Raw genomic sequence first — 13,632 nt, 5'->3', positions numbered from 1 at the left:
ACAATATATAACATGAAAAAATTAATATACATACCTGTCATCCTGTTAGCGGCGGCGTGCTCTAAACCAAAGGATAAAAAGGCCGAACTTGCCGACTTGCAAAAACAGCAGCAGGAGATCAACTCCAAAATAAGCAAGCTGCAGGCCGAAGTAGGAACTGTAGATTCTACTAAAGCAATTGAAGTAGGCGTTGCCGAGGTGAAATCGGGTTCGTTTGTAAACTATGTACAGATACAGGGCAAGATAGATGCACAGGATAACGTGACAGCCTATCCGCAATCACCTGGTACTATCACTAATATATACGTAAAGGTAGGGCAGCATGTAGGTAAAGGGCAGGTGCTGGTACAACTGGATAACAGCGTGCTGCGCCAGCAAATAGCACAGGCAGAAGCACAACTCTCGTTGCAAACACAGCTTTATCAGCGTCAGAAAGCTTTGTGGGATCAGAAGATAGGTACCGAAGTGCAATTCCTTCAAGCACAAACCAACTTACAGGCAGGTAAAAAATCACTTAGTGCATTGCGCGAGCAGGCAAACCTTTACCGCATAGTATCTCCTATAAGTGGTACAATTGACCAAATGGACCTTAAACTGGGCCAGGTTGCACAGCCGGGACAAACAGGAATTCGCATTGTAAATGCAGATGTACTGAAGGTAAAAGCAGACGTCCCTGAGTCTTACGCCGGTAGCGTTAAAACTGGTAATGCGGTTAAGATATTAATACCTGATGCGAAAGATTCGCTTACTACGAAGGTTACTTTTGCTGCAAAAGCAATTGACCCAACTTCACGCAGCTTTGCAGTTGAGATAAAATTACCTGTACGTTCTTCACTCCGCCCTAACATGACCGCAATAATTAAAATTGCAGATTACACTAAAGCAGACGCTATTGCTATTCCTGTAAAAGCAGTGCAGCGCTCAGAAGACGGAGACTTTGTTTACACCAACGTAAACGGTATTGCCAAGCGTGTGCCCGTTAAAGTAGGTGTTACTTACGGCGGACAGTCTGAAATATTATCTGGTCTTAAAGCCGGCGATCAATTAGTGACCGAAGGTGCTACTGATATTGAGAATGGCGACAAGCTAAAGGTTGCGGCATCTGCTAATTAATTTACCCCTGATCTGTTAAAAAGATGAAAGATCTAAAGAAAGAATTTGCGCCCTCCAGTTGGGCCATAGATAATAAAACGGCTATTTACGTGCTCATTTTGTTGATCACGGTAATGGGCCTGATCAGCTACAATAATCTCCCAAAGGAAAACTTCCCGGATATCGCGCAGAAGAAGGTATTTATCAGCACCATATACGCCGGTCAATCCCCTGAGAATATCGAGAACTTGGTGACCAGGCAGATAGAAAAGCAGCTGAAATCCCTTAAAGGGTTAAAGAAGGTGACATCTAATTCGGTGCAAAACGTATCGATCATCACTACCGAGTTTCAGGCTGATGTTGACCTGGACGATGCTAAGGTGCGTGTTAAAGAAGGCGTCGACAAAGCTCAACAGGATCTTCCGCAGGGAGATGTAAACTTAAAAGAATCTACCATATCGGACATTAACGTATCCGACCTGCCTATTCTTTATATCAACCTTTCGGGTGATTACGATCTTAAGAAGCTGAAAGAGTATGCTGATATCTTAAAGGATGAGATAGAAAGCTACAAAGAAATATCTAAAGTTGACGAGATTGGTGCACTAACCCCGGAGATCCAGATCAATGTCGACCTGAATAAAATGGCAGCGGCGCAGATTACGTTTGATGATATTACCGGTGCTGTGGGGCGCGAGAACATCCTTTCTACTGCTGGTACTATTAAACTAGATGGCGTCCGCAGGAGTATCGATATTAAGCAGGATTTTAAGAATGCCGATCAGGTTGCTGCAATGGTTATCCGTAACCCTAAAGGACAAGCGGTTTACCTCCGCGACATAGCTGAGGTAAAGGATTCCTTTCTGGAGCAGGAGACCTACGCGCGTTTAAAGACCAACGACAACCCTAATTTCAAAAACGTAATTACCCTTAACGTAAGTAAGCGTGCAGGGGAAAACCTGATTGAAGCTTCGGAAAAGATCAATAACCTTATTCTGGATAAGAAAAAGACATCTTTTCCTAAAGGGTTAGACATCACTGTAACAGGCGACCAGTCTACCAAGACGAAGACTACACTGAATGACCTTATTAATACCATTATCATCGGGTTTATACTGGTTACCGTTATCCTCATGTTCTTTATGGGTACTACCAACGCCATCTTCGTGGCGCTATCGGTTCCATTATCGTGCTTTATTGCATTTCTGGTGATGCCGTGGATAGGCTTTACGCTCAACATGATCGTACTGTTCTCCTTCCTGCTTGCCTTAGGTATAGTAGTGGATGATGCCATTGTGGTAATAGAGAATACGCACCGTATATTCCAAAATGGTAAAGTACCCATTAAGGAAGCTGCTAAAACTGCAGCAGGAGAGGTGTTCTTACCGGTATTCTCCGGCACAATGACCACCCTTGCACCATTTGTGCCGCTGGCATTTTGGAACAGCTTGATAGGCGACTTCATGTTCTTCCTGCCTATAACACTTATCATCACTTTGCTAGCGTCGTTAGTAGTGGCTTACATCATGAATCCGGTATTTGCCGTAGATTTTATGAAGCCGCACGTAGAAGGTGAACACGATAACCCTAAGTTTGACAAAGCAACCAAACGTGCTTTGATCTACCTCGGCATTGCTACCGTTGTAGCTTACCTGATAAACTTTGGTGTGGGTAACTTTATGGTGCTTATTATAGTGCTGTACCTGCTTAACCACTTCTTCCTGCTTAAAATAATTGACAGGTTTCAAAAAAATGTGTGGCCAAGTTTCCAAAATTGGTATGCTAAATGGCTGGAGCGTGCGGTAAAACGACCAGTGACTGTGCTATTAGGAACGTTTGTACTGTTCATACTGGCTATTGTGCTGATGGTTGTGCGTGGAAAAACACCGGAGTTCTTTCCGTCGGGCGACCCTAACTTTGTTTACGTGTATATCACGATGCCAATAGGAACCGACCAGGCGACAACAAACGAAGTGACCAAGAAAATAGAAAAGCGTGTTGCCGCTATTGTTGAGCCTGACAAAGACATTGTAACTTCTGTAATATCTAACGTTACCAAAGGCGTAACCGACCCGACCGATGAGGACCAGGGCGATTACCAAAACAAAGGTAAAGTCACTGTAGCTTTTGAGGAGTTTGGAAAAAGAAATGGAAAAGACACAAAAGTAATTTTGGCTAAAATACGTAAAGCGGTACAAGGTGTACCGGGAGCTAAAATAAACGTAGCACAGGAGAATAGCGGTCCACCGGTACAGAAAGACATTTCAATAGAGTTGATAGGAGATAACCTGGATTCGCTTGTGAAAACCAGCAACCGTTTAAAAACTTTTCTTGCCAAACAAAACATCGCTGGTATAGAAAACCTGGTTGCCGATGTACAAAACGATAAGCCTGAAATCGTATTTGACATTGACCGTGAACGTGCCAACCGCGAAGGGATAACCAGCGGGCAGATCACACAAGCACTGGGTACCGCCATATTTGGCGCCAAAGCTGCCGATTTCCGGAACACCAAAGAGGATGATTACGAGATTAAAGTAAGAGCTTTAGAAAGCCAGCGCGGCAACATAGATGAACTGCGCAACTTAAAAATTACCTATCGCGATTTGGCAACAGGTGGTGCTATACGCCAGGTACCTATTTCGGCCTTTACCGATATACGGTATACAGATACCTATAGTAACATTAAGCGTAAACAACAGCGGCGCGTGCTTACTTTAGGTTCGAGTGTGATAAAGCCGTATAACGCTAATGACGTAAATAACAACATTTACAAGGCGTTAGCAAACTTTAAACATCCTGATGATATCATCATCAGGCAGGGTGGTGGTCAGGAAGACCAGGCAGAAGCTGTTAGCTTCCTTGGAGGGGCTTTGGTAACATCATTCGGTTTAATCCTCATTATCCTGATGATCCAATTTAACTCGGTAGGTAAAACCGTAATCATCATCTCCGAGATCTTCTTTAGTATTATTGGTGTACTGCTTGGTGTAAGCATCTTTGGTATGACCATGGCCATTGTAATGACAGGTGTAGGTATTATAGCACTTGCTGGTGTTGTTGTGCGAAACGGTATATTGCTGGTAGAATTTACCGATATGCTGATTGAGCAGGGCACTAACCTGCACGATGCAGTGGTTGAGGCCGGGCATACCCGTATGACACCGGTACTGCTTACGGCTACAGCAGCTATACTCGGGTTGATACCGTTAGCAGTTGGTTTTAACATCGACTTTGTCGGCTTGTTCACCCATTTTGATCCGCATATTCACTTTGGTGGAGATAACGTTGCTTTCTGGGGACCGTTAGCCTGGACGATGATATTCGGTCTTAGCTTTGCAACCGTTATAACGTTGATACTTGTACCATGTATGTATATCATACGCGTTAATATGAAGAATTACTTCTTCGGAAAAAAAGAGACCAAAGTTGAAGAACAGCGCAAAATAGAAATAGCAGAAGTTTAATAGCGTTTGCTAAAATGTAAAAAGCCGCGTCAGAATTCTGATGCGGCTTTTTATTTGAAACAGGCCCGACGCTGTTACGCAACGTACCTATATCTCTGTACAAGCTTGTTAAAGGTGCGGGCCATCTTATTAAGTTTACGTTCGCGCCGGCTCCCTGCGTCCAGCGCATCATAAACCAAGCCTGCTGTTATTGCGTAAACAGCATGATGTAAGGCATCAATGGCAATTGCCTTTGGTTCCTGCTCTGTTATGGGTTCAGCAGCATCGTGCTTCGGCAGCATTACCAGGGCCGTGCCCCACACCGCTCCAAAATGAACAAGCGTTGCCGGCCAGCCTTTCAGGCCCGTTAAGCCGATTATTCCGCGCGCGACACCCCAGGCTGTTCCATAGCTCCAATGTATCTCTTGAGAAAGTTTTTGTTTGTCTTCTTCTGTAGCCGGTTTAGCACCCGTGACATCTTCGGCCACGGTAACCGTAGCATCACTAGGTTCTCGTTTTGTAAACTTCATCTCTATGGTTTGTGATAGCGTCATTGCTGCTGTTGCTGCAAGCCCTGCAAGCAAGCCTTTCCCAATGGCGCTCCCAAGCTCCCCAAGAGCGTTATTTTCATGTAGTTTCATAAGTTTAGTTTAAGGTATTATATCATAATAAGTTTTTTAGGTATCTAATTGTTTATTTAAAATGAATGATAGCCGCTTTAGGAATGATTGTTGCTTTTCTAAAATCTTTAAAGCAGATAAAATGAATATCACACCAGATAAAGCTTTTTTACAGGTCGTAGGCCTTGGACTAGTTGCAGGCATGAGGACTATGTATGCGCCGGCAGTCGCTTCGCATATGTACAGTAGACATCAGTCGCGCTACCTGCGTCAAGATCCTTTGTCTTTTATGCAAAGCATAACTGCTTCAAAGGTTTTTAAGGTACTTGCTGCAGGAGAGTTGGTAGGAGATAAGCTACCTACCGCCCCTAATCGCACAAGTGCTCCGGGATTAATAGGGAGAGCATTATCGGGAATGCTGGTTGGGAGTGTTGTATATCGTGCAAACGGAAAAGCTCCGGTTATTGGCGGTTTAATTGGAGGAGCGGCCGCTGTTGCTTCCACTTTTGGTTGCTTTTTACTGCGCAGAGCTGTGGTTAAAAGAACAGAAATTCCCGATCCTTATATTGGAGCAGTTGAAGATGTGCTGGTAATTGCTGCCGGAGCAGCTATCGCACAAGATGCTTGATTTTTCCATCTGAATATCATCTTTGAGCGTGAATCGGGTGTGCTCCTGAAATTTTGATACTTTTGTTAAATTAGTCAGGCTTTATACATCTTTCCGGGAGAATATACTTAAAATGAATGCAGGCATAGATCCTCAAGATATTAAACGTGAAAAAATTTTAGACGCTGCTCATCAGCGTTTTTTGCATTACGGTTATTCTAAAACCACAATGAACGAAATAGCCGGCGATCTATCGATGTCTAAGGCTTTGCTTTACTATTACTTTCCGGACAAAAGCGAGCTGTACATGGCTGTAATGCGCAAGCTGGCTAACGAATACCTGAAACAACTCGAAGATAAAAGAGATGATTTTACCAGCCTGAGAGACGCGTTCGAGTTTCAGGTGAATACTCACCACAATTTCATTGTCACTAATTATAATTTTTTCGATTTTATAAGACTTAACGAACAAAATTTGCCTGACAGCATATGGTCGCTGATAACTGATATACATGAAGCCGAAATGCAGTTATTAGTAAATGCTATTGAGGCGGAAGCTGAACTTGGCAAAATCAGTTCGGTTAATAACCCTTCAGAAATCGTTGACGTATTCCTGGACGCGTTGCAGGGGATTAAAGTTGGCGCGCTGCCTCAAAAGAAGGTGTCATTCCCCAAAATGGAGCACCTTGACGAGATACACAATAAGCGTTTGCTGCTGATAGATATTTTTGTAAAAGGACTTAAATAGTTATTCTTGCGCCAGGCTGGTGTTAATAGTGATGTTTCCTACCAGTATTTTGTGAATAGGGCAGGCATCAGCAATTTTTATCAAGCGCTTTCTTTGATCTTCTGTAATTTCACCTTTAAAGTATAAGCGGCTGTCAATCAATATTCCGTCATTCGTGCGGTACATCTCCAGATTAACTTTTATCTCGTTTATTGCCCACATTTTACGGTTGATGTACATGCGCAGGGTAATAGCCGTACAGCTCGCAAGGCTAGCCAACAATAATTGATAAGGCGACATACCAGTATCCGTACCGCCATCTTCAACCGGTTCATCAGCTATAATGTTGTGATGGCCACTGTTTACAATAGTTTGATATTGCGCCCTGCCAATAACAGCCGACCCGTTTATGATAAAGTCCTTTGTTCTCGTATCCATACCTTCTGAAGATAAGGATTAATCCTGGTTAAGGTCGAGCATGCTCCAGCTGCTTTCGCTTGATGCATTACCACCGAGGTAACGCAATGAAATGGTGAAATTGGTGGTGGACCTTTCGCCGTTGGGATCTTTAGCTGTATAGGATGACTTTATCACATAGACTGAATCTGACTTTTTTGCGAACTTATAATTGCCATCCTCAAATGACACGCTTGTAGACCGTACTGTTGGCCTTATGTACACCTTGGCTATGGAATATGCAGCATCGCTCGTTGGTAAACCATTGAAGCTCGGCAATGATCCGGAACCTGCAATTTTAATCACAATTATAATTATTGCTATTCCCGCTAATACCAGCAGGTAAGCTGCTTTCACAGCAGATTTCTTTTTTACCGTTTTATCCTGTAAGTAATCCTGATTCATAAGAGCTTACTACGCTTTAAATCGTAATAAGTTCCAAAACTAATAAAAATCGTAGCATCTGCGGGCACCATTAAATTTGCGGTAGTCGTTCTGTCTCGACGGCAACGTAGTTTCATAGCCTATACTACCCTCGGTAGTCCCGCTGGTGTTGCTGTAGTTGAGGCCTCTGCCAGAAGGTACATCATGACTTACACCAAGCCGCATTTTTTCTGCACCTTCGCGATTGATAAAAACGTCGAAAATAAAAGAGACCACCACTGCACCCGGGCCACTTACGCCACCGCTGCGGTACCACAACCCGGCGTTTATGCTACGTCGTTTATATTGGACGCCTACGTTTAGCGACTGTGCAGTAGATTGCTTGTACAGCACCACAGAAGGAATGATGTACGATTTTTGATCCTCATCCACATTGTCGTCCTGCGTGATGTTATAGCGGTAGCTCACATGAAAAGTACCCCGCATGGGCAGCTTTGCAGGAACACCCGTGAACGATTCGTTTGGCCGGTTGATGTGCTGCAAAGCACCACCTATGTTAAACTCACCTGCTGTCACGTTTACACCAGCGCCCGAATCAAAGTAGAACTTGTTGTTGAATAGCCCTGCATCTGCCGCTGTGGGCAGCCCGGGAATATAGCCCAGGCGCGGATCTATCTGGTCGCCAAAAACCAGCTTGCTGTAATCTACCGACCGGTTGCTAACACCCGCCTGCAGACCAAAAGACAACACAAAATCATCAGACCCAACACTGTAGGAGTAAATACCCGATATATTGTTCTTGTTTAAATAAGCTGTTCCTTCGCTGGCACGGGTGAATATAAGGCCGAACCCGCCGCCAAAACGCGGAACATTATAATCTATTGAAGCCGACATGTAGGAGAGTCCGCCGCCGCCAACGGTAGTGTATTGGTTGCGGTAAATTAGGTTCATGCGCAGATCACCCTCAAACTGCCCGTTAAGTGCAGGATTGAGATATACGGGGTTGTTAAAGAATTGCGAATACATGTGGTCCTGTGCCGTTGCCCTCAACCCGCTGAGTAACCCCATAAATACAATAATACAAACCGTCGTTATCCTCTTCATCTTACCTTAATAAATGTATTATACCCGTGCGTTTAGGCAGGGAGTTATTGTAAGTCATGCCTTTCCAATCTGTTCCGTTCAGGAAATGTGCGGTTGCCTGCCAAACGTAATTACCTTGCTGAGCCGGGCTGCCTTTGAAAGTGCCGTCCCAACCTTCAATAGGTTCGCCTTTGCTGCTTAGCTTGGTGGTTTCCCACACCAATTGGCCCCAGTTATTAAATACCTGCATGTGCCAGCTTTCTATACCCGAACCTTTGGCCATGAAAGTTTGCAGTTCGGTAGTACTGCCGGTTGGCATAAAAGCATTTGGCAGGTATAGTTGCCCTGGTATGCCTGTGATCTGCACATTATGTGAAATGGTGCTGTCGCAGCCTTCACGGTTAAGCACGCGCAACGTCACTTTGTAAGTGCCGGTGTCGGCATAGGTATGGCTTGGGTTCTGGCCGATGTCCGTTGATCCGTCACCAAAATCCCAATGCCAGCTCACCGGGTTGCCGGATGTTCTGTCGTCAAATGCAAAGTGATAATTGGGAATGCTCGTTACAAAGCTCGGTGTTGCTGTGAAATCGACGTTTGGAGCAGCAGTTACCTTTATGAAATCTGTTTTGGTAACTGTTTGCACACAGCCTGTTGCCAGGTTAGTTACGGTGAGTTTTACGGTATACGAAGGGCTCTTTGACGAGTACGTATGCGGCAGCGGCGTAAAGCCTGAAAAGTGCTTGCCATCGCCAAAGTCCCAGTCATAGCTAAGCGATGAAGCCGGAGTGCCTGCATTGGCCTGTGTGAGATTACTAAAATTAACCGTGATAGCCTTACATCCTGATCTTATATCTGCATCAAAGTTTGGCTCAGGCAAGGCATAGGCCTCAAATTGTAAACTGTCTTTAGATACTACAGCAGCACAATCGTTTATGGCAATGGTGTGCACGTAATAAATACCTGGTTTTGCAAATGTATATGGTTGTTCTGTTGGGCTGCCTTGTATCTCTTCCACCAGCTTTCCATTGGCGTCTGTAATGCGGTACCTGAAGGTATCGCCACTGGTGGATATATTTACAAACGTGGCGTTTAGCGGGGCACAGCCTTTATGCAGGTTGTCTTTCGCAAAAGCGCGCGCAATAAACGCGGCAGGGGAAACTGTGATATTAATATGCGTGCTCTCGCTTGTGGTGCCGCAATAACCTGTAGCTACTGCGTAAAGCGTGTAAACTGTAGTAACAGTTGGCGATAACGCTGCGAATTGCACTGGAGACTTATCCGTCTTGTGTATGACAGGCAACGCCAGCTTTCCTTTATTGTCGTACAGGTAGTAATCGTAACCTGTATTATTGCCTGGCGAAAGGTTTTGTACACGTATGGCTAAACTTCCGCAGCCGGTTAGCTCATCCGGCGATATCTTAATAACCGGGGTAGCTGGCCTTACCAGAATGTCCAACACAAACGGTGATCGCTGTACGCAGTTGGCCGGAAGGCTGAGCGAAACATGATAAATAGTATCCCTTCCGTCTGTTTTTGGCTGGAAAGTATGTACAGGGTTTACCTCTGTTGAAGTAGCAGAACCGTCACCAAAGTCCCAGAGAAACGATGTACCTGTGATAAGCGACGACGTATTGCTGAACTGCACAGTTACGGGTCCGCAACCTTCTGCTTTATCGGTTTTAAAAGCGGCAATTACATCAGGGGCATCAAATATTTCTACGTTGTCCTGCGAGTCGCCGCAGGGTGGCAGGCCGGTAATTGTCCATGTAAATTTATAAGTATTATTTGCTATCAGGCCATTAACCTGGGTTTGAGGGTCTGCCGTGTCAGCAAAAGTTACTGCCGGGCCGCTTACCTGTGTCCAATGCCCCGTATATGGCAGGGGACTGTTGCCGTTAAGTTTGGCGGACGCGGCGTTACAAACGGTAAAATCGGCGCCTGCGTTGGCTATTTGTACAGGCTGATTAACCGTAATAGTGGCTGTTGCTGATCGTTCTACATTGCAGCCGCCATTTTGTACAACTGCCCGGTAAAAAGTGGTTTGGGTGAGATTAAGATAGCTTTGCTGCGCAGTGATGTTGGCAATATTAACCCAGGTTGTACCATCTGTGGATGATTCCCAGCTTAGCACTTTACCATTATTGCCTGATAAAGTAAGCAAGCCGCTATTTGAACCTGAACATGTGGTTGCTGAACCGGCTATAGTACCGGCTATAGTTGGCTCATCTACTGTGATGTTAACAGTATCGTTTGTTGGCGGGCAGGATGGTGACGAATAAACCGACCATATAAACTGGTAAACGTTACCGGGTTGCAGGCCGCTAACTATAGCATTAGGGTTAGTGTTGTCGGAGAAAGTTATGCCGCCTTGGCCGGAAGCCAGCGTCCATACACCCGTGCCCGGCGCTGGCGAATTTCCTTTAAGCTGATAGGTGGGGCCTGCGCATATTGCTTCATCAGGGCCTGCGCTCGCCTGTACAGGAGCAGGATAAACAGTTACAACTACATCTATGGGAGCGCCGGAGCAAGCGCCATGATAAGGTGTGATAGTGTAGGTTACGGTGCCATTTGCATTACCGGTATTGGTAAGAGCATCCTGAATGGCACTAATTGCCACTGGCGTGTTTTGTTTGCTGTTACCTGTTATACCGGCAGTAGCAATACTTGTCCAGGTGTAGGTGGTGTTTGCCGTGCTAGACGTGATAACAACATTAGCAGCCTGCGTATTGCAAACAGCTGATGGCGATGCGCTGATGTTTGGTATACGGTTAACGTTTACAGTAAGCTTAAATGGATTGCCGGGACAGCCGTTCGTTGTTGGCGTGATGATATAGGTAATTACAGCATCGTCCGTACCTGTAGCGTTGATGATCTCGCTTATGGTTGGGCCGCTGCCTGTAGCCGCAAAGCCAATCGCGTTACCAGAAGTGAGTACCGCAGTCCAGCTGTATGTACTAAGAGGGTTAGCCGAAGTTATATTGTAGTTGAAGTTTTGTCCTGTACAAACATCTGCTGTTGCTGTACTGGTAATATTGTCTTTACGTGTAATAGCAATGGTAGCGGTGCTGCTTATGAGGTTACACGGCGCCGCAAGGGTGGTTAATGCATCCAAAGACAACGTCACTGTGCCTGCACTTATTTCTGCTGCAGATGGTGTGTAAACTGCCTGCAGTACATTGCGCGATGGCGAGAAGGTACCTGTACCGCCTGACCATTTATAACTTACAACATTGCCGGTGATATTACCCTGAAGCGTTGCAGAACTACCCTCGCAAATGGTTTGATCTCCACCGGAGGTTACAACGGGTGCTTCCTGGAACGCCAGCTGCTGCGAATCGGTGGCGGTACCGCAATTGTTAACATGAGTTACCTTCACGGTATAAACCGCGTAATCGTTAAACAAGATCTGAGGCGATTTACTGTTAGCAGTTGTGCCATTGGCAAAGCTGTAAGCGCCACCGCTAACTGTCCACGTGTAGGTACCGGGTAATTCCAGCTGGGTGCCGGTGAGGATGGTTTTGGTTACCGTACCCGACGGACCGAAAGTTAGTGTTAGTCCCTTGCCGCACAATAACGCGTCCGGTGATAATGTTGCTGTAGGAGTAAGGTTAACCGCAACTGTACCAATAGATGATAGTACTTCGCCACAAGACGCTGTGTTGATGCTTAACTGTACCGTGTAAACACCACTCGCGGTAAAATTGAAGAGCGGATCTTTACTGTTGGCGTTTGTACCGCTTAAATAGGTTATAGGCTGCGGCCCTTTAACTATCCATTTGTATACGGTTCCTGTGCTACATACCTCGTCTACTACCGAAGTATTTACAGGTTTAAGCGGACCTGCGGTACATATAGCGCCTCCGTCGGGCAGAGTAAAGGATGGCTTTGGAGCATTTTGGATGCAAATAGTCGTTTCTACATCCTTAACATCACAGATGTTACTCCCGTCCTGCAAATGCAATGTTACAGTATGCTGCCCGCTAGTGGTAAAGGTGTGTTCAAACGGTTGCGACACCGGGTAGTTTAAGGCTACAACCACCCCGTCTACACTCCAGGTGTATTTAGCATTGCTGTTTGTACAGTCGGCAGTGGTGGCATTTGGATCCTGCCCGGTTTCTGACGAATTGTTGAACGAGACAACTGTATTTGTACAGCCTGTAAGCGGGCCGGTTATTTTGTTGACAGGAGGGGACAATACCTTTGCATAACCGGTAACCAAAGTGCCTACCTTACCGCAAAAAGGGCTGGTTGGTTGCAAATCAACCTGGAACACGTTTACCTGGCCATTAACCACGTTTCCGCAGGATGCAGCCTTGTACAAATGCTGTATTAATCCTCCAGAGTTAACAAGATCACAAAGGCTGTAATTGGTGCTGGAGCCATCTCCCCACGTAACGTTATAGATAATGCCCGGATAGTTTTTCTGGATACCGTTTGCTGTGCTTACGTCTACTATATAAGTGAGTTTATTTTTGTCGTTTAAACAAACCAGGTTACTGCCAGATGCGCCAAAACTGTTGTTTACTACGTTGTTGATAAGTGTGTAAGCTTTTGTGCCAACTACTCCGCTACTTTCGGCCCTTGCCAACACCGTATAGTTTGCAGCTTTTGCATTAAAGGAGTGCCCGTCTACCGGTATGGTACCTTCGTTTGTTTTTGATAGTTCGTTATAAAAGCTGGCGGTGGTGGTAGCGCCGTTAGATGATGCGTTCACAAACGGATATGCAGCGTTATTGGTTCCAATGCACGCGCCAAATACATCCGGGTTGTCGCTATTAATAGACTGCGATGTAACGCCGGCCTGTATGCCATCTGACGCGGTTATGGTAAATTGCGCTGAAGTACTTGGCAATACAGCGGGATCGGAACTGGTAATGCGCAATTTATAGCCGCTGCCTGCCGGTGTTCCAATTGGGATTAAACCATTTACAAAGGTTCCATAAAAACCCTTGTATGTTCCTATAGCCGTAGCAGAACCAAAATTGCCGGCGGCATCTGAAAGGTAAAGAGTGAAGATATTGGTAGAGCTTGTGCATCCTGCGGATGTGTTCAACTCAAAGGGTGCAGCAATGGTTGATCCCTGTCCGTATGGGCCGGAATCTATAGTACCTATTGTTATTGTTTGGGCAAAGCCGCTTGCAGCAAACAGGAAAAATAAGCAACAAGTAAGTAAAAGGACTTTAGTAGAAATTCTATCCATTCAAACTCGTAAAAATC

General features: G+C 45.4%; 9 protein-coding genes. 4 read left to right on the top strand and 5 right to left on the bottom strand.

Going from position 1 to position 13,632, the window contains the following annotated elements; translation table 11 throughout:
* Positions 1–12: 12 nt before the first annotated feature.
* Both AC59GT_RS08685 and AC59GT_RS08680 read left to right on the top strand, forming a co-directional pair.
* Positions 13–1,113 (top strand): efflux RND transporter periplasmic adaptor subunit, encoded by a 1,101-nt coding sequence (locus AC59GT_RS08685; RefSeq protein ID WP_497237268.1) that lies wholly within the window; start codon positions 13–15, stop codon positions 1,111–1,113.
* Between the two features lie 23 nt (positions 1,114–1,136).
* Positions 1,137–4,559, top strand: coding sequence for an efflux RND transporter permease subunit (locus tag AC59GT_RS08680; RefSeq protein WP_497237267.1), 3,423 nt, complete (start codon positions 1,137–1,139; stop codon positions 4,557–4,559).
* Positions 4,560–4,633: 74 nt separating this feature from the next.
* On the opposite strand, the gene AC59GT_RS08675 is transcribed toward AC59GT_RS08680, so the two are convergent.
* Positions 4,634–5,179 (bottom strand): hypothetical protein, encoded by a 546-nt coding sequence (locus AC59GT_RS08675; RefSeq protein WP_497237266.1) that lies wholly within the window; start codon positions 5,177–5,179, stop codon positions 4,634–4,636.
* Between the two features lie 121 nt (positions 5,180–5,300).
* Here AC59GT_RS08675 and AC59GT_RS08670 point away from each other — a divergent pair, with 121 nt between their 5' ends.
* Entirely contained in the window at positions 5,301–5,786 is a 486-nt protein-coding gene (locus AC59GT_RS08670; protein ID WP_497237265.1) for a DUF4126 family protein, read from the top strand.
* A gap of 112 nt (positions 5,787–5,898) precedes the next feature.
* Positions 5,899–6,513, top strand: coding sequence for a TetR/AcrR family transcriptional regulator (locus AC59GT_RS08665; RefSeq protein WP_497237264.1), 615 nt, complete (start codon positions 5,899–5,901; stop codon positions 6,511–6,513).
* Here the strand turns inward: AC59GT_RS08665 and AC59GT_RS08660 are convergent, their stop codons facing one another.
* Genes AC59GT_RS08660 through AC59GT_RS08645 form a run of 4 tightly spaced genes read right to left on the bottom strand, consistent with a single transcriptional unit; the run spans position 6,514 to position 13,615 of the window.
* A complete protein-coding gene (locus tag AC59GT_RS08660) occupies positions 6,514–6,930 on the bottom strand; it encodes an OsmC family protein (protein WP_497237263.1) in 417 nt (138 codons plus the stop codon).
* Between the two features lie 18 nt (positions 6,931–6,948).
* On the bottom strand, positions 6,949–7,353 hold the full coding sequence (locus tag AC59GT_RS08655; protein ID WP_497237262.1) for a hypothetical protein: 405 nt from the start codon (positions 7,351–7,353) through the stop codon (positions 6,949–6,951).
* Between the two features lie 39 nt (positions 7,354–7,392).
* The gene (locus AC59GT_RS08650) at positions 7,393–8,436 is read right to left on the bottom strand and encodes a PorP/SprF family type IX secretion system membrane protein (protein ID WP_497237261.1); all 1,044 of its coding nucleotides are present in this window, start codon (positions 8,434–8,436) and stop codon (positions 7,393–7,395) included.
* A 1-nt stretch (position 8,437) separates the two neighbouring features.
* Positions 8,438–13,615 (bottom strand): PKD domain-containing protein, encoded by a 5,178-nt coding sequence (locus AC59GT_RS08645; RefSeq protein WP_497237260.1) that lies wholly within the window; start codon positions 13,613–13,615, stop codon positions 8,438–8,440.
* Between the last annotated feature and the right edge of the window lie 17 nt (positions 13,616–13,632).

The organism is Mucilaginibacter sp. 320_HR (assembly GCF_059691875.1).
This window is presented reverse-complemented; position numbering and strand designations above follow the sequence as displayed.